The organism is Nocardioides taihuensis (assembly GCF_042657275.1).
Taxonomy (GTDB): domain Bacteria; phylum Actinomycetota; class Actinomycetes; order Propionibacteriales; family Nocardioidaceae; genus Nocardioides; species Nocardioides taihuensis.
The window spans coordinates 363,606-386,569 of the sequence record NZ_JBHSKD010000009.1 but is presented as its reverse complement, the minus strand read 5'-3'; the positions used below and the strand labels follow the sequence as shown (position 1 = coordinate 386,569).

The 22,964-nt window shown below is 72.7% G+C and carries 19 protein-coding genes and 1 tRNA gene; 11 read left to right on the top strand and 9 right to left on the bottom strand.

Going from position 1 to position 22,964, the window contains the following annotated elements:
* Window positions 1–162: 162 nt before the first annotated feature.
* From ACFPGP_RS11305 to ACFPGP_RS11290, 4 genes are all read left to right on the top strand, one after another.
* A complete protein-coding gene (locus ACFPGP_RS11305; protein ID WP_378590108.1) occupies window positions 163–1,083 on the top strand; it encodes a tetratricopeptide repeat protein in 921 nt (306 codons plus the stop codon).
* Between the two features lie 74 nt (window positions 1,084–1,157).
* Window positions 1,158–2,012 carry a PP2C family protein-serine/threonine phosphatase gene (locus tag ACFPGP_RS11300; protein ID WP_378590106.1) on the top strand — a complete coding sequence of 285 codons (855 nt, stop codon included), beginning with the start codon at window positions 1,158–1,160 and terminating at the stop codon, window positions 2,010–2,012.
* Between the two features lie 27 nt (window positions 2,013–2,039).
* Entirely contained in the window at window positions 2,040–2,966 is a 927-nt protein-coding gene (locus tag ACFPGP_RS11295) for an alpha/beta fold hydrolase (protein WP_378590105.1), read from the top strand.
* 155 nt (window positions 2,967–3,121) lie between these two features.
* Window positions 3,122–3,649: a DUF3145 domain-containing protein gene (locus ACFPGP_RS11290; protein WP_378590103.1), complete on the top strand. Its 528-nt coding sequence runs from the start codon at window positions 3,122–3,124 to the stop codon at window positions 3,647–3,649.
* 46 nt (window positions 3,650–3,695) lie between these two features.
* Here ACFPGP_RS11290 and ACFPGP_RS11285 read toward each other — a convergent pair whose 3' ends face one another.
* From ACFPGP_RS11285 to ACFPGP_RS11255, 7 genes are all read right to left on the bottom strand, one after another.
* Window positions 3,696–4,103 (bottom strand): hypothetical protein, encoded by a 408-nt coding sequence (locus ACFPGP_RS11285; protein ID WP_378590101.1) that lies wholly within the window; start codon window positions 4,101–4,103, stop codon window positions 3,696–3,698.
* Window positions 4,104–4,179: 76 nt separating this feature from the next.
* On the bottom strand, window positions 4,180–5,631 hold the full coding sequence (locus ACFPGP_RS11280; protein WP_465263261.1) for an acyl-CoA carboxylase subunit beta: 1,452 nt from the start codon (window positions 5,629–5,631) through the stop codon (window positions 4,180–4,182).
* 4 nt (window positions 5,632–5,635) lie between these two features.
* On the bottom strand, window positions 5,636–6,886 hold the full coding sequence (gene fabF / locus ACFPGP_RS11275) for a beta-ketoacyl-ACP synthase II (RefSeq protein ID WP_378590099.1): 1,251 nt from the start codon (window positions 6,884–6,886) through the stop codon (window positions 5,636–5,638).
* A gap of 57 nt (window positions 6,887–6,943) precedes the next feature.
* A complete protein-coding gene (locus ACFPGP_RS11270; protein WP_292673856.1) occupies window positions 6,944–7,189 on the bottom strand; it encodes an acyl carrier protein in 246 nt (81 codons plus the stop codon).
* A gap of 42 nt (window positions 7,190–7,231) precedes the next feature.
* The gene (locus ACFPGP_RS11265; protein WP_378590096.1) at window positions 7,232–8,242 is read right to left on the bottom strand and encodes a beta-ketoacyl-ACP synthase III; all 1,011 of its coding nucleotides are present in this window, start codon (window positions 8,240–8,242) and stop codon (window positions 7,232–7,234) included.
* A complete protein-coding gene (locus tag ACFPGP_RS11260; protein WP_378590095.1) occupies window positions 8,239–9,423 on the bottom strand; it encodes an acyltransferase domain-containing protein in 1,185 nt (394 codons plus the stop codon). Before ACFPGP_RS11260 ends, ACFPGP_RS11265 begins: the two co-directional genes overlap by 4 nt.
* Before the next feature lie 88 nt (window positions 9,424–9,511).
* Window positions 9,512–10,714 (bottom strand): PucR family transcriptional regulator, encoded by a 1,203-nt coding sequence (locus ACFPGP_RS11255; RefSeq protein WP_378590093.1) that lies wholly within the window; start codon window positions 10,712–10,714, stop codon window positions 9,512–9,514.
* A 143-nt stretch (window positions 10,715–10,857) separates the two neighbouring features.
* On the opposite strand from ACFPGP_RS11255, the gene ACFPGP_RS11250 reads away from it, so the two are divergent.
* Window positions 10,858–11,805, top strand: coding sequence for an alpha/beta fold hydrolase (locus tag ACFPGP_RS11250; RefSeq protein ID WP_378590091.1), 948 nt, complete (start codon window positions 10,858–10,860; stop codon window positions 11,803–11,805).
* Between the two features lie 42 nt (window positions 11,806–11,847).
* Here ACFPGP_RS11250 and aceE read toward each other — a convergent pair whose 3' ends face one another.
* Window positions 11,848–14,574 carry a pyruvate dehydrogenase (acetyl-transferring), homodimeric type gene (gene aceE, locus ACFPGP_RS11245; protein ID WP_378590135.1) on the bottom strand — a complete coding sequence of 909 codons (2,727 nt, stop codon included), beginning with the start codon at window positions 14,572–14,574 and terminating at the stop codon, window positions 11,848–11,850.
* 284 nt (window positions 14,575–14,858) lie between these two features.
* Here aceE and ACFPGP_RS11240 point away from each other — a divergent pair, with 284 nt between their 5' ends.
* From ACFPGP_RS11240 to ACFPGP_RS11230, 3 genes are all read left to right on the top strand, one after another.
* Window positions 14,859–15,305 (top strand): DUF3052 domain-containing protein, encoded by a 447-nt coding sequence (locus ACFPGP_RS11240; protein ID WP_378590133.1) that lies wholly within the window; start codon window positions 14,859–14,861, stop codon window positions 15,303–15,305.
* A gap of 79 nt (window positions 15,306–15,384) precedes the next feature.
* Window positions 15,385–17,007 carry an AMP-binding protein gene (locus ACFPGP_RS11235; protein ID WP_378590090.1) on the top strand — a complete coding sequence of 541 codons (1,623 nt, stop codon included), beginning with the start codon at window positions 15,385–15,387 and terminating at the stop codon, window positions 17,005–17,007.
* Entirely contained in the window at window positions 17,004–17,492 is a 489-nt protein-coding gene (locus tag ACFPGP_RS11230; protein WP_378590088.1) for a peroxiredoxin, read from the top strand. The genes ACFPGP_RS11235 and ACFPGP_RS11230 overlap by 4 nt, the downstream gene beginning before the upstream one ends.
* A gap of 157 nt (window positions 17,493–17,649) precedes the next feature.
* Here ACFPGP_RS11230 and ACFPGP_RS11225 read toward each other — a convergent pair.
* A tRNA-Val gene (locus ACFPGP_RS11225) sits at window positions 17,650–17,724 on the bottom strand.
* 126 nt (window positions 17,725–17,850) lie between these two features.
* On the opposite strand from ACFPGP_RS11225, the gene ACFPGP_RS11220 reads away from it, so the two are divergent.
* Genes ACFPGP_RS11220 through larAH form a run of 3 tightly spaced genes read left to right on the top strand, consistent with a single transcriptional unit; the run spans window position 17,851 to window position 22,958 of the window.
* The gene (locus ACFPGP_RS11220) at window positions 17,851–20,157 is read left to right on the top strand and encodes an HAD-IB family hydrolase (RefSeq protein WP_378590087.1); all 2,307 of its coding nucleotides are present in this window, start codon (window positions 17,851–17,853) and stop codon (window positions 20,155–20,157) included.
* Window positions 20,154–21,362: a zinc-dependent alcohol dehydrogenase gene (locus tag ACFPGP_RS11215; protein ID WP_378590085.1), complete on the top strand. Its 1,209-nt coding sequence runs from the start codon at window positions 20,154–20,156 to the stop codon at window positions 21,360–21,362. The genes ACFPGP_RS11220 and ACFPGP_RS11215 overlap by 4 nt, the downstream gene beginning before the upstream one ends.
* A gap of 12 nt (window positions 21,363–21,374) precedes the next feature.
* A complete protein-coding gene (larAH, locus tag ACFPGP_RS11210) occupies window positions 21,375–22,958 on the top strand; it encodes an NPN-dependent hydroxyacid isomerase, LarAH14/15/16 family (RefSeq protein WP_378590083.1) in 1,584 nt (527 codons plus the stop codon).
* Window positions 22,959–22,964: the final 6 nt, after the last annotated feature.

Here is a 22,964-nt window from a genome sequence, read left to right as displayed (position 1 = left end):
GCGCCGATGGTACTGCAACCGAGAGGCTGTGGGAGAGTAGGACGCCGCCGGACATCCTTTGACGTAGAGGCCACCCGTTCGGGTGGCCTCTACGCATTTTCGGGACCCCTGTGGCATCGACACGGGGCAGCACAGACACGCAGGACGACAGCAGGAGGAACAGTGGCCGAGCAGCGTCGCAGCCAGGGCTCCGGGCGCGGGCGGACGAGCCGTCCGACCGGCTCCCAGCAGCGCAGCGGCTCCTCGCGCAGCAGCAGCAGCCCGTCGCGCAGCGGCGGCAGCAGCAGCTCGTCGCGCAGCGGCGCGCCGCGCAGCAGTGGCGGGCGCCCGGCGACCGGGTCGCGTCCCTCGCGGACGACCGGCGGCAAGCCGGAGCAGCGGCGGCCGCGCACCGCGTCGCAGGAGCGCTACGACGGTCCGGAGATCCCCGAGGAGATCACCGGCAGGGAGCTCGACCGTGCGGTCGCGGCGCAGCTGAAGGGCCTGCCCGAGAAGCTGGCCGCCCGCGTGGCCCGCCACCTCGCCGCGGCCGGCATGCTCATCGACGACGACCCCGAGACCGCCTACCAGCACACGCTCGCCGCCCGCGCCCGCGCCTCGCGGATCGCGGTGGTGCGGGAGGCAACGGGTGAGGCGGCCTACGCGGCCGGTCACTACGCGGAGGCGCTGGCCGAGCTGCGGGCAGCGAAGCGGATGAACGGCGCCACGGCGTACCTGCCCATCATGGCCGACTGCCACCGCGCGCTCGGCAACCCCGAGCAGGCGCTGAAGCTCGCCAAGAGCCCGTCGGTCGCCAACTTCTCGCCGGAGGCGAAGGCCGAGATGACACTGGTCGAGTCCGGTGCCCGTCGTGACCTGGGCCAGCTCGACGCCGCCCTGCGCGTGCTCGAGCTCGCGCCGCTCAACTCCAAGAGCCGGCAGCCGTGGGTGGTCCGCCTGCGCTACGCCTACGCCGACACGCTCCTCGCGGCAGGGCGCGACACCGAAGCACTCGCGTGGTTCCACCGCACCGACGCGATCGACGGCTCCGAGCTCACCGACGCGGCCGAGCGGGCGGCGAGCATCGAGGCCACGCGCGACTGAGCCGGACCTCCACTGGTCTTGACCAGTGGGTCTCCTGCACGGTCTACTGTCCTGCCATCCGGCAGGAGGACCCCATGTTGCGATTCTCGGGCGCAGGTGTGAGTCACACCGGCCTCGTACGCGACCACAACGAGGACTCGGCGTTCGTCGGTCCCTACGTGGCGCTCGTGGCGGACGGCGTCGGCGGCGCCGCCGCCGGCGAGGTCGCCTCGGCCACCACGGCGTACGTCGCGGCCGCGACGGCGATGGCCCGCTTCGGCGACGACGCTGCCGACGTCGTCCGCGACCTCGTCCAGCGGGCGCGCGACTGCCTGGTCGCGGGCGCTGCCGCCGACCCGCGTCGCGCCGGCATGGCCACGACGCTCACCTCGGTCGTCTGCGACGGCGAGCGCGTGGTGCTCGGCCACGTGGGCGACTCGCGCGCCTACCTGCTGCGCGACGGTGGCCTGCGCCGACTGTCGAGCGACCACACCTACGTGCAGGCGCTCCTGGACGACGGGCGGCTCGCGCCGGAGGCGGCCCGGCACCACCCGTGGCGCAACGTCGTGCTCCGCTCGTTGCAGGGGGCGCCCGACGAGGCGACCGCGCACGAGCCCGACGTCACCGCCCTCGACCTGCGGCCCGGGGACCGGCTGCTGCTGTGCAGCGACGGTCTCACCGACCTCGTCGACGACCACCGGATCGCGGAGGTGCTCGGCCTGCGCGACCCGCACGCGGCCGCGGCGGTGCTCACCCAGGCGGCCCTCGAGGCCGGGGGCACCGACAACGTCACCTGCGTGGTGCTCGACCTGACCCAGGGGCCGCGGGTCGTCGGTGACGGGCGGCTCCTCGGTGCGGTGCGCGACATCAGCCTCGTGGTCGACCCCGGACTGGTCCGGGTGCCGGCAGCGAGACAGTCGTGTGACGGTGCTCGCACCGCCGTCCGGTAGCCGGGTGACGCTGCCAGAATCGGCAGCATGCACGACGTCAGGCGCCCTGCGCTCGAGGGAACCGTCGCCGTCCGGGACGACCGGCGGCTGAGCTTCGCGGAGTACGGCGACGCCCGCGGCCCGGCCATCGTCTGGATGCACGGCACCCCCGGGGCGCGGCGGCAGATCCCGCTCGAGGCGCGGGCGTACGCCGAGCAGCACGGCGTACGGATCATCGGCATCGACCGGCCGGGCATCGGCTCGTCGACGCCGTACCTCTACCCGAACGTGGCGGACTGGACCCACGACCTCGAGATCATGCTCGACACCCTCGGCGTCGACACCCTGCGGCTGATCGGGCTCTCCGGCGGTGGTCCCTACGTGCTCGCGGTCGGGGCGGCCATGCCCGACCGGGTGCACGGCATCGGGGTGCTCGGCGGCGTGGCACCCACCCGCGGTCCCGACGCGGTGCAGGGTGGCCCGATCCAGCTCGCCGTGCGCCTGGCGCCGCTCATCAGTGCGGGCCGACTGCCGCTCGGCGTCGCGATGACGTGGGGGATCCGGGTGATCCGGCCGCTGGCCGGCCCGGTGCTCGACCTCTACGCCGCGGTGCAGCCGCAGGGGGACAAGCACCTGCTGGGGCGTCCGGAGTTCAAGGCGATGTTCCTCGACGACCTGCTCAACGGCAGCCGCCGGCAGGTCTCCGCCCCGCTCACCGACCTGGTGCTCTTCACCCGCGAGTGGGGCTTCGCCGTGGCCGACGTAGCGGTGCCGGTGCGCTGGTGGCACGGCGACGCCGACCACATCGTGCCCTTCGCGCACGGCCGCCACGTCGTCGACCTCCTGCCCGACGCGACGCTGACGGCGATCGACGGGGAGAGCCACCTCGGCGGCCTCGCCATCGCCGAAGAGGTCCTGACCACCCTCCTCGAGCTCGGCCCGCGCCGCAGCGGCGACGCCCGCGCCACGCCCTGACCCCGAACGAGTTCGGCGTTCGGCTGGCAAACACGCGTCACTTCGGTCACAATGGCTCCACAACTACACAGGTGTCACGACACCGACGTTCTCCGATGATCCGACGAGCCCGCTGGGGAAGGCGCAGCTCGCGCCGGAACATCAAGGAGGTCGCGGTGACCACACCTATCGCCACGCGTGCAGACGGGTCGGGGACCCGAGGGATTCTCTACGTCCACTCGGCCCCCTCCGCGCTGTGCCCGCACATCGAGTGGGCGGTCGGCGGGGTTCTCGGCATGGCCGTGAGCCTCGACTGGACGCCCCAGCCTGCCCAGAACGGCACCTACCGGGCCGAGCTGTCGTGGACCGGCGCCGTCGGCTCCGCAGCGGCGGTCGCGTCCGCGCTGCGCGGCTGGGGCCACCTGCGCTTCGAGATCACCGAGGAGCCCACGAGCGGCTCCGAAGGGGTCCGCTACTCCTACACGCCCGACCTCGGCGTCTTCCACGCCGTCACCGGCCTGCACGGCGACATCATGATCCCCGAGGACCGGCTCAAGGCGGCCGTGGTCAAGTCGGCGCTCGGCGACACCACGCTCGAGCTCGAGGTCGACAAGCTGCTCGGCCGGCCCTGGGACGACGAGCTCGAGACCTTCCGCCACGCCGGCGACGGCGCCCCCGTGCGCTGGCTGCACCAGGTCGTCTAGGCCCGGGTCCGTCGGGCGACGGCGGCGGGCGCCGCTGCGTGCCGCCTCAGCGGTGCATCCGGAAGCGACCGGGGGCGATCCACTTCTCGTGGGTGTCCCAGCCGTCCTTCCAGGTGAGCTTGGCCCGGATCGTGAAGCGCCCCGGCACCGTGTTGTAGCGGCAGAGCCGGAAGACCGACCGCCCCTTCTTCTCGTCGTGCGGCGCGAGCAGCGCGTCGGAGGCCACGGTCTTCCCGCGGCGGTCGTGCAGGAACGTCTCCAGCGCCCAGCTCGAGGTCGGCGGCCTGACCCGGTAGTGGTAGTCGTAGTGATGGCACCCGTCGCGCAGGGCGCGGTCGCGCGCCCACACGCGGCCGTAGTCGGCGTCGCCGGCCGTGGCCACCGGGAGGCCCGGCGCGACCAGTCCGGCGACCGTGAGCACGCCGGTGAGCAGAGCAGTGGCGAGTGGCTTCATCCGTCGCATCCCCTCATCTCCTCCTGAGGAGGACAACGGGGGACCTGTGACGGCGGTTACGCCGCGGCGCGGTGCCTCAGAGCGGGATGTTGCCGTGGGCCCCGCGCCGGACCCCGGCGGTCTGGACGGCGTCGTCGATCGCGTGGGCGATCGCGGAACGGGTGCGGTCGGGCTCGACCACCTCGTCGACCACGCCGATCTCGACGGCCTTGTCGACGCCGCCGGCGATCCGCTCGTGCTCCGCGGCCAGCTCCGCCTCGACCCGCGGCCGCAGGTCGGGGGAGACCTCGGCCAGCTTGCGCCGGTGCAGGATCCGGATCGCGGCCACCGCTCCCATCACCGCCACCTCGGCGCCCGGCCAGGCGAGCACGCGGGTGGCGCCCAGGGAGCGGGCGTTCATCGCGATGTAGGCGCCGCCGTAGGTCTTGCGGGTGACCAGGGTGACCCGGGGGACCACGCACTCGCCGAAGGCGTGCAGCAGCTTCGCGCCGCGGCGGACCACGCCGTCCCACTCCTGGCCCACCCCGGGCAGGTAGCCGGGGACGTCGACGACCACGATCAGCGGGACGCCGAAGGCGTCGCACATGCGCACGAACCGCGAGGCCTTCTCGGCCGACAGCGAGTCGAGGCAGCCGCCGAGGCGCAGCGGGTTGTTCGCGACGACGCCGACCGTGCGGCCACCGAAGCGGCCCAGGGTGGTGACGATGTTGGGCGCCCAGCGCGCGTGCAGCTCCTGGGCGGTGCCCTCGTCGAGGATCGACTCGACGAGCGGGTGCACGTCGTACGCGCGCTTCTTCGACTCGGGCAGCAGGGCGGCGAGGTCGCGGTCCTCGACCTCGCCGGGGACCAGGCTGCCCTGGGAGCCGAGCAGCGAGGCGATGGTGCGGGCCCGGTCGAGCGCCTCGGCCTCGGACTCGGTGAGCACGTGCACCACGCCGGAGCGACGACCGTGCGGCTCGGGCCCGCCGAGGCGGAGCATGTCGACGTCCTCGCCCGTGACCGAGCGGACGACGTCGGGGCCGGTGACGAAGATCCGGCCCTCGGGGCCGAGGATCACCACGTCGGTGAGCGCCGGGCCGTACGCCGCGCCGCCGGCGGCGGGGCCGAGCACGACGGAGACCTGCGGGATCTTGCCCGAGGCCTGGGTCATCACCTGGAAGATCCGGCCGACCGCGTGCAGCGAGAGCACGCCCTCGGCCAGGCGGGCGCCGCCGGAGTGCCAGAGCCCGATGATCGGGACGCGGTCGGTCATCGCCCGGTGGTAGGCGTCGACGACCACGCGGCAGCCGACGTCGCCCATCGCGCCGCCCATGACGGTGGCGTCGGAGCAGAAGGCGACGACGCGGGTGCCGTTCACGGCGCCCACCGCGGCCAGCATGCCCGAGTCGTCGTCGGGCGTGATCAGCTCGAGCGTGCCGTCGTCGAACAGGGCGGTGAGCCGGTGGACCGGGTTGCGGGGGTCCTGCTCGCGGGGGAGCTTGACCCGCTGGGTGGGCGTCGAGACGGCCGGTGCCTGCGTGGTCGTCACCGGCTCACACCGACCCGAAGACGACCGCGACGTTGGCGCCGCCGAAGCCGAAGGAGTTGTTGAGCGCCGCGATGTCGCCGAGGGGGAGGTCGCGGGCCTTGGTGGCGATGTCGAGCTCCACCTGCGGATCCTGGTCGTCGAGGTTGATCGTCGGCGGCGAGGTGCGGTGGTGCAGCGCGAGCACCGTGGCGATCGCCTCGAGGGCGCCGGCGCCGCCGAGCAGGTGACCGGTCATCGACTTGGTGCTGGTGACGACCACCTCGGTGGCGTGCGCGCCGAGCGTCGCGTGCAGCATCAGGCCCTCGGCGATGTCGCCCTGCGGCGTGGACGTCGCGTGCGCGTTGACGTGCGCGACGTCGCGGGGCTCGATGCCCGCCTCGTGCAGCGCCCGCACGATGGCACGGGAGCCGCCGCGGCCGGCGGGGTCGGGCTGGGCGATGTCGTGGGCGTCGGCGGTGATGCCGGCGCCGAGCACCTCGGCGTAGATCCGGGCGCCACGGGCGCGGGCGTGCTCCTCGGACTCGAGGACCAGCACACCGGCACCCTCGCCGAGCACGAAGCCGTCGCGCGCGGTGTCCCACGGCCGCGAGACCGTGGTCGGGTCGCCGGGGTTCTTCGAGAGCGCCATCATGTTGGCGAAGGCCGCCATCGGCAGCGGGTGGATCGCAGCCTCGGTGCCGCCGGCGACGACGATGTCGGCCCGGCCGAGACGGATCTGGTCGATCGCCAGGGCGATGCCCTCGTTGCCCGAGGCGCAGGCCGACACGGGGGTGTTCACCGCGGCCCGGGCCCCGACGAGGAGGCTGATGTTCGCCGCGGGTGCGTTGGGCATCAGCATCGGCACCGCCAGCGGGGAGACCCGCCGCGGCCCCTTCTCCTTGAGCACGTCGTAGTTGTCGAGCAGGGTGTTGACCCCGCCGATCCCGGACGCCATCGCCACTCCGGTGCGCTCGCCGTCGAGCTCGCCCCTCTCCTGGGCGTCGGCGAGTCCGGAGTCGCGCCAGGCCTCGATGGCCGCGACCATCGCGAATTGCGAGGAGCGGTCGAGGCGGCGGGCCCTGACCCGCTCGAGCACCTCGGTCGGCTCGACGGCAGCGCGTCCGGCGATCTTGACCGGCAGCTCCTCCGCCCAGTCCTCGGTCAGGGTCCGGATCCCGGACCGACCGGCGACCAGGGCGTCCCAGGTGGACGGGACGTCTCCGCCGACCGGGCTGGTGGTGCCCAGGCCGGTGACGACGACACGGGTGCGGCTCATCTGGTCCTCACTTCGGGTGGTGGCGGTTGACGTGCGGGGACGACGAGGTCGGGCAGGTCAGCCCTGGGCGCGCTCGATGAACGCGACCGCGTCACCGACGGTCTTGAGGTTCTTGACCTCGTCGTCGGGGATGGAGACGCCGAACTTCTCCTCCGCCGCGACCACGACCTCGACCATCGACAGCGAGTCGACGTCCAGGTCGTCCACGAACGACTTGTCGAGCTGGACGTCGTCGGCGTCGATGCCGGCGACCTCGTTCACGATCTCGGCGAGGTCGGCGCGGATCTCTTCGGTGGTGGCCATGCGGGGGTACTCCTTCGGTGGGTGGTGTGGGTGGTGCTGGGATCAGGGGACGACGACGACCTGCGCGGCGTACGCGAGGCCGGCGCCGAAGGCGACGAAGAGGGCGGTGTCGCCGCTCTTCGCGGTGCCCTCCTCGATCATCCGGTCGAGGGCGAGCGGGATCGACGCCGCCGAGGTGTTGCCCTGCTCGGCGATGTCGCGGGCGACCTGCACCCGCTCGGGCAGCTTCATCGAGCGCGCCATCGCGTCGATGATGCGCATGTTGGCCTGGTGGGGCACGAAGACGTCGAGGTCCTCGATCGCGACGCCGGCCCGGTCGAGCGCCTGCTGGCTGACCTTCGCCATGGCGAAGGAGGCCCAGCGGAAGACCGGGTTGCCCTGCATCGTCAGGTGCGGCATCACGCCGGAGCCCGGCGCGCCGGGGCTGCCGACGACGTCGCGCCAGTCCTCCCGCTGCCGGATCAAGTCGAACTGCTCGCCGTCGGAGCCCCAGACCACCGGGCCGATGCCGGGCTCCTCGCTGGGTCCGATCACGGCAGCGCCCGCACCGTCGGCGAAGATGAACGCCGTCCCGCGGTCGTGGACGTCGGTGATGTCGCTGAGCCGCTCGACGCCGATGACGAGCACGTGGCCGGCGCTGCCGCCCCGGACCATGTCGGCGCCCAGCGCGACGCCGTGGCAGAAGCCGGCACAGGCGGCCGAGATGTCGAACGCCGCGGCCTGGTTGGTGCCGAGCTCGTGCGCCACCGCGGTGGCGACGGCCGGGGTCTGCAGCAGGTGGCTGACGGTGGCGACGACCACGGCGTCGATCTGCTCGGGCGCGATGCCCGCGCGCTCGAGCGCGCGCCGTGAGGCCGCCACGCTCATCATCTGCACCGTCTCCTCGGGCATCGCCCAGCGGCGCTGCTTGATGCCGGAGCGCTGCTGGATCCACTCGTCGCTCGAGTCGATCGCGTCGACGACGTCGGCGTTGGGGACGATGCGCGAGGGGCGGTAGGCGCCGATCCCGAGGATCCGGGCGTTGGCTGCGCCGGTCGTGGACCTGATGCTCATGAGACCCCCTCGGGGTGCAGGCGGAGCAGGGGCTGGCCGGGGGAGACGAGGTCGCCGTCCTCGACGAGCCACTCGACGACCTGGCCGCCGTGCGGGGCGAGCACGCGGGTGTGGTCGCCACGGTTGGCGACCTCGCCGATCGGGGTGCCGGGGGCCAGCAGCTCCGCGCCGACGGCCTCGTCGGAGACGTGGAAGGTGCCCTTGGCGGGGGAGACGACCATCCGCCAGGTCGGCGTGGTCTCGATCTGGGAGGCCTCGCCGTGCTTCTCGACGAAGGCGCGGGCGTCGTCGAGCTGGTCGGGCGTCTTGAGGGCGAAGGTCTCCACGCCCTTCATCGCGCGCTTGGCGATGCCGGTGAGCGTCCCCGCGGGCGGCATCTCCAGCAGGCCGGTGACGCCGAGGTCGAGCATCGTCTCCATGCAGAGGTCCCAGCGCACGGGGTTGGCGATCTGGCCCACGATCCGGGCGAGCACGTCGCGGCCGTCGTGGACGACCTGGCCGTCCTTGTTGCTGATCACCGCGGTGCGCGCGTCGTGCGTCGAGACCGACCGGGCCAGCGTGCCGAGGTGGCCGACCGCCGGCGCCATGTGCTCGGTGTGGAAGGCGCCGGCGACGCTCAGCGGGATCAGCCGCGCCTTGGCCGGCGGCTCGTCGGCGAGGGCCTGCAGCTGCTCGAGGGTGCCTGCGGCGACCACCTGGCCGGGGCCGTTGTCGTTGGCGGGGGTCAGTCCGTGCTTGTCGAGCGTGGCCAGCACCTCCTCGCGGTCGCCGCCGAGGACCGCGGTCATGCCGGTCGGGGTGGCCGCGCTCGCGGCGGCCATGGCCCGGCCGCGCTCGCGGACGAGGACCATCGCCTGCTCGGCGGTGATCACCCGGGCACCGGCGGCGGCCGCGAGCTCGCCGACGCTGTGGCCGGCCACCGCCCCGATCCGCGCGAAGGCGTCGGCGGGGTGGGGGAACAACTCGAGCGCGGCGACCAGGCCGGTGGCAACCAGCAGCGGCTGGGCGACCTGGGTGTCGCGGATGGTCTCGGCGTCGGCGTGGGTGCCGAGGTCGGCCAGGTCGAGGCCGGCGACGGTCGAGAGCCACTCGAGGCGCGAGGCGAAGGTGCGGTCCTCGAGCCACGGTGCGAGGAAGCCGGGGGTCTGGGCCCCCTGGCCGGGAGCGACGATGACGAGCACGACCCCCACTGTGCCGAGTTGCGGCCCCGGACTCATCTCGGGCGCGCACGAATCTGACTCCCCGCCTTTGTAGGGTTCCTACAAAGACTCAGGCGCCGGCGGTGTCGTCGGTGCGGCCCGACTGGCGGCCCAGCACCAGGGCGATCTCCAGGGTGAACGCGTCCCGCGGGTCGGCGGGGTTGAAGCCCGTGAGCTCGGCGGCCTGGCGCAGCCGGTAGCGGACCGTGTTGGGGTGCACGAAGAGCACCCGGGCGGCGCCCTCGAGCGAGCCGCCGGCCGCGAAGTACGCCGTGAGCGTCTCGATCAGCGTGGACCGGGCCCGCAGCAGCGGCAGGTAGACCTCGTCGACGAGGTGGCGCCGCGCGTGACCGTCGCCGGCCAGGGCGCGCTCCGGGAGCAGCTCGTCGCTGCGTACCGGCCGAGGCGCGTCGGGCCAGCCGGACGCCGAGCGGTGGGCCGAGAGCGCCGCCCGGGCCGAGAGGTGCGCCCGGCTGAGGTCGTCGACGGACGGGCCCACCACGACCGGGCCCTCGCCGTACAGCGCGGCGACGGCCTCGGCGCCCTTGCGCAGGTCGGTGACGCCGCCGAGCACGACCACGAGGCGCTCGCCCTGGGTGCCGCACAGCGCGTCGAGGCCCGCGGCGTCGGCCGCGCGCCGTACCTCCTCGAAGAGGTCGGTCTGGGGACGGCGGGCCGGCACCGCGCCCAGCACCACGGCGACGTCGCCGCGGGAGGTCCACCCCAGCGCGCTGGCCCGTGACAGGACCGCCTCGTCGGCCTCGGCGCGGAGGACGGCGTCCACGACCAGGGCCTCGAGGCGGGCGTCCCAGGCGCCGCGCACCTCCGCGGCCCGCGCGTAGACCTCGGCCGTGGCGAAGGCGACCTCGCGGGCGTAGCGGAGGACGGCGGCGTGCACGTCGGGGGCGTCGGCCGGATCGACGATCTCGTCGATGTTGCGCTCGACGACCTCGATCGAGAGCCGGATCAGGTCGACGGTCTGCTGGAGGGTGATCACGCCCGCCAGGGCCCGGGGCGCGGCCCCGAACACCGACGCCGCGAGGGTGTCGGCGGCGGGGGAGCTGTCTCCCGGTCGGCGGTACCAGTCCACGAAGCTGCGGATGCCGGCCTGGACGATCAGGCTGACCCAGGAGCGGTCCTCGGCGCTCAGGTCCCGGAACCAGGTGAGGTCGTCGTCCATGCGCGCAGTGGCTGCGGTGCTGAGGGCCCCGGTGGCGCGGCGCAGGGCCTGCGCGGCGCGGGCGCGCGGGGCGGCGGCAGCGGTGGGGCTCACGGGTCGCAATCTAGACCACGGGGCACCCGTGGTGATTCTGTGGAGATCGGGTAACACCCCGGTGAATCAAGGGATTCGGCCTCCCCAACGGACGGTTCCTCTGATTGAATCCCGGCATACCGTCGATCCCGTCAGGGGGACCAGTGACCGGCAGCCCGCACGAGGTGCAGTACGTCACGATCCACGGGCACCGGCGCGCGTTCGTCAAGGCCGGCTCCGGGCCGGTGATCCTCCTGATGCACGGCCTCGGCTGCGACCACACCACGTGGGAGCCGGTGATCGACACCCTCTCCCGCCGCTACACCGTGATCGCCCCCGACCTGCTCGGCCACGGCGCGTCCGACAAGCCGCGGGCCGACTACAGCGTCGGCGGCTACGCCAACGGGATGCGCGACCTGCTGACCGTGCTCGGCTACGACAAGGCGACCGTGATCGGGCACAGCTTCGGCGGGGGCGTCGCCATGCAGTTCGCCTACCAGTTCCCCGAGCGCACCGAGCGGCTGGTGCTGGTCGCCTCCGGCGGCCTCGGGCCCGAGGTGACGCCGGCGATCCGCGCGATCACCACGCCGGGCTTCGAGCAGCTGATGGCGGTGCTGACGCTGCCGGGCCTCCGGCACGCCGGTGTCGCCGGCCTGCGGGCGCTCTCGCGCTCGCCGCTCCCGGCCGCCCGCGACCTCGACGAGGTCGCCACCATCTTCGACTCGTTCAAGGACCCCGCCGCCCGCCACGCGATCCGGCACGTGGTGCGGGCCGTGGTCGACTGGCGTGGCCAGATCATCACGATGTCCGACCGTGCCTACCTGACCCAGGCGATGCCGATGTGCGTGATCTGGGGCCGCGACGACCAGGTGCTCCCGGTGCGTCACGCCAACAACGCCGCCCGCGTCGCGCCGAAGGCCCGGGTCGAGGTGATCTCCAACGCCGGGCACTTCCCCCACAAGGACCACCCCCACCGTTTCGCCAAGGTGGTCAACGAGTTCATCCGCTCGACCCAGCCCGCGACCTACTCCCGCACGCGGTTCCGCTCGCTGCTGCGCACCGGCCACGACGCCGCCCCGCTGGCCAGCGTCACCGACATCACCAGCGCCTGAATCGCACTGACCCGCCGTTAGTTGACGGCGGGTCAGCGTGGATCAGGCGTCGCCACCCTCCTGCTTGACGTCGGCGACGGCGGTGGGGTCGTCGATGCGGTACTTCGCGAATGCCTCGGTGACCTTCTCGCGGGGGATCTCGCCGGCGTCGGCGAGGGCCGCGAGGGCCTGGACCACGACCGACTGGGCGTCGACCTGGAAGTAGCGCCGGGCGGCGGGGCGGGTGTCGGCGAAGCCGAAGCCGTCGGTGCCCAGGACGCGGTAGTCGGCCGGGACCCAGCGCGCGATCTGCAGCGGTACGGCGCACATGTAGTCGGAGACCGCCACGACCGGACCGGGCGTGCCCTCGAGCTTGTCCGCGACGTACGACGTGCGGGCCGACTCGCCGGGGTGGTTGAGGTTCCACTGCTCGGCCGAGACGGCGTCGCGGGCCAGCTCGTTCCACGAGGTGACCGACCAGGTGTCGGCGCCCACGCCCCAGTCGTCGCGCAGGATCCGCGCCGCGTCGGCGATCCACGGGAACCCGACGCCCGAGGCGAGCAGCGTGACCCGCGGGCCCTCGCCCTCGGTCGAGCTGCCGCTGACCCGGTGGAGGCCGCGCAGGATGCCCTCGGCGTCGACGTCCTCGGGCTCCGCGGGCTGCGCCACGGGCTCGTTGTAGACGGTGAGGTAGAAGATGACGTCCTCGGCCGCGTCGCCGTACATCCGCTCGAGACCCGACTTCATGATGTGGCTGATCTCGTAGGCGAACGCCGGGTCGTAGTGCACGACGGCGGGGTTGGTCGCCGCGATGAGCGGCGAGTGGCCGTCGGCGTGCTGCAGGCCCTCGCCGGTGAGCGTGGTGCGGCCGGCGGTGGCGCCGATCAGGAACCCGCGCGCGAGCTGGTCGGCCATCGCCCAGAGGGAGTCGCCGGTGCGCTGGAAGCCGAACATCGAGTAGAAGATGTAGAACGGGATCATGTGCTCGCCGTGCGTGGAGTACGCCGAGCCCGCGGCGGTCGCGGAGGCCACCGCACCCGCCTCGGAGATGCCCTCGTGGAGCATCTGGCCCTGGGCCGACTCCTTGTAGGAGAGCAACAACTTGCGGTCGACCGACTCGTACTGCTGGCCGCCCGGGTTGTAGACCTTGGCGCTCGGGAACATCGAGTCCATGCCGAAGGTGCGGTACTCGTCGGGGGCGATCGGCACGATCCGCTTGCCGATCTCGGGGTCCTTCATCCAGTCCTTGAGCAGCCGGACGAGGGCCATCGTGGTCGCGATGGCGTTCTTGCCCGAGCCCTGCTTCAGCTCGTCGTAGACCTCGTCGGCGGGGAGCTTGAGCGGGTTGGCCCGCACCAGGCGGCGCGGCACCGACCCGCCGAGCTGGCGGCGTCGCTCGAGCATGTACTCGATCTCCGGCGCGTCGGCGCCCGGGTGGAAGAACGGCGCGGCGCCGGTCTCCTCGTAGGAGCGGTCGAGGTCGCGGTCGGAGATGGGCAGGCGGAGCCGGTCGCGGTACTTCTTCAGGTCGTCCGGCGTCAGCTTCTTCATCTGGTGGGTGGCGTTCTTGCCCTCGAGGGCGTCGATCGTCCAGCCCTTGATGGTCTTGGCCAGGATCACCGTGGGCTGGCCGACGTGGCGGGTGGCCGCGTCGAACGCGGCGTACACCTTGCGGTAGTCGTGACCGCCGCGCGGCAGCTTCATGATCTGGTCGTCGGTCATGTGCTCGACCATCCGGCGCAACCGTGGGTCGCCGCCGAAGAAGTGGTCGCGGATGTAGGCGCCGTCCTCGGTGGAGTAGGTCTGGAACTGCCCGTCCGGCGTGGTGTTCATCCGGTTGACCAGGACGCCGTCGACGTCCTTGGCGAGCAGGGCGTCCCACTCGCGGCCCCAGACCACCTTGATCACGTTCCAGCCGGCGCCGCGGAAGTTCGCCTCCAGCTCCTGGATGATCTTGCCGTTGCCGGTGACCGGGCCGTCGAGCTGCTGGAGGTTGCAGTTGATGACCCAGGTCAGGTTGTCGAGCTCCTCGCGGGCCGCGACGCGGATCGCGCCCAGCGACTCGGGCTCGGCCATCTCGCCGTCACCCATGAAGGCCCAGACGCGCTGCTGGTCGGTGGTCTTGATGCCGCGGTTGTGCAGGTAGCGGTTGAACCGGGCCTGGTAGATCGAGTTGATCGCCGTGAGGCCCATCGAGACGGTGGGGAACTCCCAGAAGTCCGGCATCAGCCGGGGGTGGGGGTAGGACGGCAGGCCCTGGCCCGGACCGTGCTGCACCTCCTGGCGGAAGCGGGAGAGCTGGGTCTCGGTGAGCCGACCCTCGAGGTAGGCCCGGGCGTAGACGCCGGGGGAGCCGTGGCCCTGGATGTAGACCTGGTCGCCGCCGCCGGGGTGGTCCTTGCCGCGGAAGAAGTGGTTGAAGCCGACCTCGTAGAGCGAGGCCGAGGACTGGTACGTCGCGATGTGGCCGCCGACCTCGAGACCCTTGCGGTTCGCACTGGAGACCATGACCGCGGCGTTCCAGCGCAGGAACGCACGGATCCGGCGCTCGGTCTCCTCGTCGCCGGGGAACCACGGCTCGCGCTCGGGCGGGATGGTGTTGATGTAGTCGGTGGACCGGAGCGAGGGCACCCCGACCTGCTGGGCGCGCGCCCGCTCGAGCAGGCGCAGCATCACGTAGCGGGCCCGCTCGCGGCCACGCTCGTCGACCATCGCGTCGAGCGAGGCGAGCCACTCGTGGGTCTCGTCGGGGTCGATGTCCGGGAGCTGGGTCGGCAGGCCCTCGTGGATGACGGGGCGAGTCGACCGGTCCGACGTGGTGGCGGAGGCTGCAGGGGTGGTGCTGCCGTCGTGGGGGGAGACGTCATCGGTCACCCGCCCATCGTTGCACGCAGGGCTGGACCACGAAATTTACCGGCGGGTAGCCGCCGGCGGCGCCTCGCGGAGCGGACACGGGTTGCGCGGCAGGGTCAACTCCGCTGGACTACTGCACACGGTCCGACCTGCGACGACGCGGGACGGGCCGCCCACGACCGACGAGACAGGCCAGACACACACGGATGATGGAGGAGATGGTGAGCGCGACCGCGGGTGGCGAGTCCACCCGGACCGGGGACCCGGTCGGCACGAGCCCTGCCGACCGGCTGGGGTTCAGCAAGGGGATGGTGGTCCAGGAGCTCGGCTGGGACTCCGACACCGACGACGAGCTGCGGGTTGCGATCGAGGACGCCATCGACGCCGACCTGGTCGACGGCGACTACGGCAACGTGGTCGACGCGGTGCTGCTGTGGTGGCGCCGGGAGGACGGTGACCTGGTCGACGGTCTCGTCGACGCGCTGACCGACCTGGTGGGCGGCGGCGCGATCTGGCTGCTGACGCCCAAGGTGGGGCGTCCCGGGTCGCTGGACCCGGCCGACATCGCCGAGGCGGCCCCGATCGCCGGGCTCTCGCAGACCACCAGCGCGGCCGTGAGCAAGGACTGGTCGGCGATCCGGCTGGTGGCGCCCAAGACGCCTACCTGAGCGGCGGTCGCACCGCGACCCGTCGTACGACACCCACCGGTCGGGCCTGCCTGCCCGCACACCGAGAGGATCCCCGCTGTTGCCGATCGCCACGACCCTCCTCACCCGCGCGACGGCGACCGGGACCGGCCTCAAGGTGCTCGGGAGGACAGGCATCGTCCGGCCCTACTCACCGGTCGCGCTGGCCCGCGTCGGCAAGGCGGTCAAGGAGTGGGGGACCGGCCCGGCGGGCGGCTTCACCGCGATGGCCCTGCTCACGCCGCAGCAGGTGGCGATCGTCGACGAGCTCGGTGAGCTGACCTGCCTCGAGGTGCACCAGCGCTCCAACGCCCTGGCCCGCGCCCTGGCCGAGCGCGGCGTCGGCGAGGGCGACAGCGTCGCCGTGATGTGCCGCAACCACCGCGGCTTCGTCGACGTCAGCATCGCGGTGTCCAAGCTCGGCGCCGACGTGCTCTACCTCAACACCGCGTTCGCGGGGCCGCAGCTCGTCGACGTCCTCGAGCGTGAGCAGCCCCGGGTCGTCGTCCACGACGAGGAGTTCACCGAGCTGCTGGCGCAGGCGCACAGCCGGCGCCGGATCATCGCCTGGACCGACTCCGACCAGCCCGATCCGGACGTCGAGACGCTCGAGGCGCTGATCGCGGACCACGCCAGCGACGACCACGAGCCGCCGCGGCGACGCGGCCGCATCGTGATCCTCACCTCGGGCACGACGGGCACGCCGAAGGGCGCCCCGCGCAACGAGGCCGGCATCGAGGCGGCGGTGGCGCTGCTGTCGCGGATGCCGCTGCGGCGCGGCTGGCGCACCCACATCGCCGCCCCGCTCTTCCACACCTGGGGCTTCGCCCACCTCGCGCTGGCGATGCTGCTCGGCTCGACCGTGGTGCTGCGGCGACGCTTCGACGCCGAGGAGTGCCTGCGCACGGCCCGCGCCGAGCGGTGCGACTCGCTGGTGGTGATCCCGGTGATGCTCCAGCGGATCCTGGCCCTGCCCGAGGAGACGCTGCACCAGTACGACCTGCCACGGCTCAAGGTCGTCGCCTGCTCGGGCTCGGCGCTGCCCGGCGACCTCGCGCTGGACTGGATGGACCACTTCGGGGACAACCTCTACAACATCTACGGCTCCACCGAGGTCGCCTACGCCTCCATCGCCACGCCCGAGGACCTGCGCGCTGCGCCCGACTCGGCCGGGAAACCGCCGTTCGCCACGGTCGTGAAGATCCTCGACCCCGAGGGCCGCCCGGTGCCCGACGGCGAGCCCGGACGGATCTTCGTCGGCAACGGGCTCCTCTTCGAGGGCTACACCGGCGGCGGGCACAAGGAGGTCGTCGACGGCCTGATGTCGTCGGGCGACGTGGGCCGCTTCGACGCGGACGGCCGGCTCTTCGTCGAGGGTCGCGACGACGAGATGATCGTCTCCGGCGGCGAGAACGTCTTCCCCAAGGAGGTCGAGGACTGCCTCGCCCGCCACGAGGCCGTGGACGAGGTGGCCGCGATCGGGGTCGACGACGCCGACTACGGCAAGCGGCTCAAGGCGTTCGTCGCGCTGCGTCCCGGCGCGCAGGTCACCGAGGACGACCTCAAGGCCTGGGTGAAGCAGAACCTCGCCCGCTACAAGGTGCCGCGCGAGATCGTCTTCCTGCCGGAGCTGCCGCGCAACGCCACCGGCAAGGTCCTCAAGCGCGAGCTGGCCGAGCAGTGAGCGGCCAGGGCCCCACGGCCGGCGAGGGACTGCCCGTCGGCTCCGTCGCCCCGGACTTCTCCCTGCGCGACCAGTTCGGGCAGGACGTCAGGCTCTCGGAGTTCCGGGGCCGCAAGGCGGTGGCGCTGGTCTTCTACCCCTTCGCCTTCTCGGGGGTGTGCACGGGCGAGATGGCCGGCATCCGGCAGCGGCTGGCGTCGTTCCTGACCTTCGACACCGAGATCCTCGCGATCTCGTGCGACCCGGTCTACGCGCTCCGGGCGTGGGCCGACCAGGACGGCCTGAACTTCCCCCTGCTCTCGGACTTCTGGCCGCACGGCGAGGTCACCCGGGCGTACGGCGTCTTCGACGAGGTCCGCGGTGCGCCCCGGCGCTCGTCGTACACCGTGGACAAGGAGGGGATCGTGCGCTGGGCGGTGCACAACGCCAACCCGGAGGGCCGCGACCTCGACGAGCACGTGGCCCGTCTCCAGGCTCTGGCCTAGACCACTACGAAGAAGTTATTTGAAAGTGCGGACAGGGTTTGGCGTCGCCGTCTATGGTTCTTCTCGTCGAGCCGCTGGTGACCCGAGACGCCAGCGGCTCGACTTTTCTCATTTCCGGGCCGGACGACCTCGACGTCGCCGTCCCGACGGCGTCCGGTGGTGGGCGCAGAGGGGATCGAACCCCCGACATCTTGCTTGTAAGGCAAGCGCTCTACCGCTGAGCTATGCGCCCCGGGGAATCGCGCGCACAGACTAGTCGTGCCTGCGGGCAACCTGCTCGCTCCCCCCGCCGTGGTCCCCTTGCCAAGGGGCAGGCAGACTCGCAAGGGTGGAGCACTCATCGGGAGGAAGGCACCACATGGCGGAAACGTTCGGCATCGCCGGGCGGCTGGACGGGCAGCGCGTGCTGCTCACGGGGGCAACCGGGTTCGTGGGGGAGGCCCTGCTGCACCTGCTCCTGAGCGAGGTGCCGGGCTGCCACGTCACCCTGCTGGTCCGTGCCCGCGGCTCGCAGCCGGCCGAGCAGCGCGTGCGCGCGCTGGTCGGCAAGCCGATCTTCGCCGACGTCGTCGAGGCGGCCGGTGGGCTCGACGCCCTGCTCGCCGCTCGCCTGCGGGTGATCGAGGGCGACCTGGCCGTCACGCCTCCGCTGCCCGACGACCTCGACGCCGTCGTGCACTGCGCCGGCGACGTGTCGTTCGACCCGCCGGTCGACGAGGGCTTCCGCACCAACGTCGTCGGCACCCGCGAGCTGCTGGCCCGGGTGCGCGAGATCGGGCCCGACGTCCACTACGTGCACATCTCCACGGCGTACGTCGCAGGGAGGCGCCGCGGCACCATCCCGGAGGCGCCGGTCGAGCACGCCGTCGACCTCGAGGCCGAGCTGGCGTGGGGCCTGGCCCAGCGCGAGGTGGTCGAGCACCGCAGCCGCGGCACCGAGGTCCTGGTCCGCGAGCGCAAGAAGGCCGAGAAGGAGCACTCGCGCGCCGGCATGCTCACCGCGGCCGCGGCGACCGAGGAGGCCCGCCGTGCGTGGGTCAAGGAGGAGCTGGTGCGCGTCGGCACCGAGCGGGCGCGCAGCCTGGGCTGGACCGACTGCTACACCTTCACCAAGGCGCTCGGCGAGCGCGTGGTCGAGGCACACGCAGCCGAGGGACACGTGGTCTCGGTCGTGCGGCCCAGCATCATCGAGTCGGCGCTCGTGAAGCCCTACCCGGGCTGGATCGAAGGCTTCAAGATGGCCGAGCCGCTGATCCTGGCCTACGGGCGCGGCGAGCTGCCGGAGTTCCCGTCGTCCGCCGACACCATCGTCGACATCGTGCCGGTCGACCACGTCGTGGCCGCGATCGTCGGCGTGCTGGCCTTCCCGCCCGAGCGCGGCGAGCCGGCCTTCTTCCACGTCTCCTCGGGCGACCGCAACCCGCTCACCTTCAGCGTGCTCTACGACGTCGTCCGCGGCTACTTCGACGACCACCCGTTCGCGGCCACCGACCGCGGCGCGGTGCGGCTGCCGGAGTGGCGGTTCCCGGGTCCCCACTCGGTGGAGCGGCTGCTGACGACGAGCGAGCGGGCCTACAAGGTCGCCGACTACGTGCTCGGCCGCGCGCCCCGCGGCGACCGCACCCGCGAGCTCGCCCGCAAGCTCGACCAGCAGGGCCGCCGGCTGGAGTTCCTGCGCCGCTACCTCGACCTCTACCGCGAGTACGCGCAGGCCGAGCTGCGCTTCTCCGACCAGCACACACTGGCGCTCTACCGCTCGCTGTCGCCCGACGACCAGGAGCGCTTCGCCTTCGACACCGCGGTCGTCGACTGGCCCCACTACCTCGGCGAGGTGCACTGCCCGGCCGTGACCGCGCCGATCCGGCGGCTCGACGAGGTGCGAGCCGCGCGCCGCAAGGCCGGACCGGTGGGGCTGAAGACGCTGCCGCAGCGCGACGTGGCCCCCTCGACCGGCCCGACCGGCGTGGCCGCGTTCTTCGACATGGACGGGACGCTGCTGTCGTCCAACGTCATCGAGACCTACCTCTGGATGCGGCTGCGCGAGCTGTCGGGCACCGAGCGGTTCGCCGAGCTGAGCCGGATCGCGGCCCGGGTGCCGAGCCTGGTGCGCGCCGAGCGGCGCGAGCGCAGCGCGTTCCTGCGCTCGATCTACCGCGAGTACGCCGGGGCCCGGCTCGCCGACCTCGAGGCGGTCGCCGACGCCGAGCTCACCGACCACGTGCTCGCCCGCCTCGCCCCGGCCGCCGTACGGCGCATCCGCGAGCACCGCGCCGCCGGCCACCGCACGGTGCTGATCACCGGGGCGATCCGGCCGCTGACCCGGCCGCTCGCGCCGCTCTTCGACCACGTCGAGGCGGCCGAGCTGGCCGTGGACTCCCGTGGCGTGTGCACCGGCTTCCTCGAGGCGTCCCCGCTCGTCGGCGAGTCGCGGTCGGCGTGGATGCACGCGTGGGCGCGCGACAACGGCATCGACATGGCGAAGTCGTTCGGCTACGCCGACTCCCACTCCGACCTGCCGCTGCTGGCGGCGGTCGGCAACCCGGTCGCCGTGCGTCCCGACGTGTCGCTCTACCGCCACGCCAAGAAGGCACGCTGGCCGATCGTCGACTGGGCCAGCCCGCCGGCGACGGCGCGCTCGCTCAACCCGGCAGGTGACCGCGCATGATGCTCGCGCTCGAGATGTTCCGCTCGCCCGCGCGGCACGCTGCCGGCCGGGTGGTGGGCGGTCGGCTGCCGATGGCGCTGTCCGGCTTCGCCGCCCCGCTGCGACTGGTCACGATCGACGAGCCCCGCGTGCGGCGGCCCGGGTGGGCGCGGCTGCGCACCCGGCTCTCCGGGATCTGCGGCTCCGACCTCGGGGCGCTCTCCGGCAGGACCAGCCTCTACTTCTCGGCCGTGGTGTCGATGCCGTTCGTGCCGGGGCACGAGGTCGTGGCCGAGCTGCTCGACGACTGCGAGGACCTGCCCGCGGGCACCCGGGTCGTGGTCGACTCGGTGCTCACCTGCGCGGCGCGGGGCGTCGAGCCGTGCGAGGCCTGCGCGGTCGGCGCCACCAACCGCTGCTCCCGGATCACCGTGGGCCACCTCGCCCCGGGCCTGCAGACCGGCTTCTGCAAGGACACCGGCGGCGGCTGGGGCCAGGTGCTCGCGGCGCACCGCAGCCAGCTGCACGCGGTGCCCGAGGGCTTCTCCGACGAGCAGGCGATCCTGGTCGAGCCGCTGGCCTGCGCCGTGCACACCGCCCTGGCCGCCCGGGTCGGGCCCAACGACCGCGTGCTGGTCAGCGGAGCCGGGTCGGTCGGGCTCTTCGCCACCCATGCGCTGCGCCAGCTCACCTCCGCCGGCGAGATCATGGTCGTCGCCAAGCACGCCCACCAGCGCGAGCTGGCCCGCGAGCTCGGCGCCACCGAGGTGGTCGCGCCCGACGAGGTGCTGCGCCGCGTGCGTCGTTCGACGGGCGCCTTCCAGGTCAAGCCCCAGCTCGGCTCGCCGTACCTGCTCGGCGGCATGGACGTCGCGATCGACGCGGTCGGCAGCCGGCAGTCGCTGGAGACCGCACTCCACGCGACCCGCGCCGGCGGTCGCGTGGTGCTCTCCGGCATGCCCGCGCCCGCCGACCTGTCGGCGGCGTGGTTCCGCGAGCTCGAGGTCGTCGGCAGCTACGCCTCGGCCCGGCACGAGGAGGGCGCCGGCGGCCGCGGTGCTTTCGACGTCGCGCTCGGGCTGGCCGCCGCCGACGCCGTCCAGCAGATCGCCAAGGGCGTCGCCGCCTACCCGCTGCACCGCTGGCGCGAGGCGCTCGACCACGCCCACTCCGCCGGTCGGCTCGGCACCGTCAAAGTCGCCTTCGACCCCCGTAGCAACGCCTGAGGAGCACCTGACATGTCTCGCCCCGGTTTCGTCCTCGAGGTGGACGACCGCACCCCGCCGCTCATCGTGCACGAGGGCCAGGGGTTCCGGCTGGAGAACTTCCCGCTCGGCACCCGCGTCGTCTACCCGCCCGAGTCGCTGCCCACCGTGCCCGACGTCGACGAGGCGATCCGCGACGCGCTGCTGCACCCCGTCGACTCCGAGCCGCTGCCCGCGCTGCTGCGGGCCGGCATGCGGCTGACCATCGCCTTCGACGACCTGTCGCTGCCGCTGCCGACGATGCGCAAGCCCGACATCCGGCAGCGGATCATCGAGCAGGTGCTGACCATGGCCGCCGACGCGGGCGTGGACGACGTCGAGCTGGTCGCCGCCAACGCGCTGCACCGGCGGATGACGCCCGCCGAGCTCAAGCACATCGTGGGCGAGCGCGTGTTCCGCTCGTTCTTCCCCCAGGGCCTGCTCACCAACCACGACGCCGAGGACCACGACAACCTGCTCCACATCGGGATGACCGAGAAGGGCGAGGACGTCGAGATCAACCGGCGGGCCGCGGAGTCCGACCTGCTGGTCTACGTCAACGTCAACCTCGTCGCCATGGACGGCGGGCACAAGTCGGTGCCGATCGGTCTGGCGTCCTACAAGTCGCTGCGCCACCACCACAACGCGAAGACGATGGTCCGCTCGCACTCCTTCATGGACCACACGAAGTCGCACCTGCACCACTCCGCGTGGCGGATGGGCCGGATGCTCAAGGACCACCTGCGGATCTTCCAGATCGAGACCACCCTCGACCAGGAGGTCTTCCCCTCGCCCTACGAGTTCCTCATGAAGCGCGAGTGGGAGTGGTCGCTGCGCGACCAGGCCACCATGCTCGCCATGAAGCGCGGCCTCGCGGTCGCCCCCGACCGGCTGCGGCACAAGCTCTTCCACGACCTGCGCGCGCCCTACGGCCTGACCGGCATCAACGCCGGTGAGACCGAGGCCGTGCACGACCGGACCATCGAGATGGTGCACCGCCAGCAGCTCGTCGAGGTGCAGGGCCAGTCCGACGTGCTGGTGATGGGGGTGCCCTATCTCGGCCCCTACAACGTCAGCTCGTCGCTCAACCCGATCCTCGCGACCTGCCTGGGGCTGGGCTACTACTTCAACTCCTACCGCGGGGCGCCCGTCGTACGGCGCGGAGGCGCGGTGATCCTCTACCACCCGCTCAACGAGGGCTTCAACCAGCTGCACCACCCGTCGTACGTCGACTTCTACGAGGAGGTGCTCGCCGAGTCGACCGATCCGGTCGTGGTGGGGGAGAAGTACGAGCAGCAGTTCGCGACCGACCCCTGGTACATCCACCTCTACCGCACCTCGCACGCCTACCACGGCGTCCACCCGTTCTACATGTGGTACTGGGCGGCGCACGCGATGGACCACGTCGACGAGGTGATCTGGGTCGGTGCGGACCGCCGCGTCGCGCAGCGGCTCGGCTTCCGCGCGGCGACGACGCTCGCGGACGCGCTGGAGATGGCGTCGGGGACGGTCGGGACCAACCCGTCGATCACCTACCTGCACAACCCTCCGCAGATCCTCGCGGACGTGCGGGTCTGAGGCGGT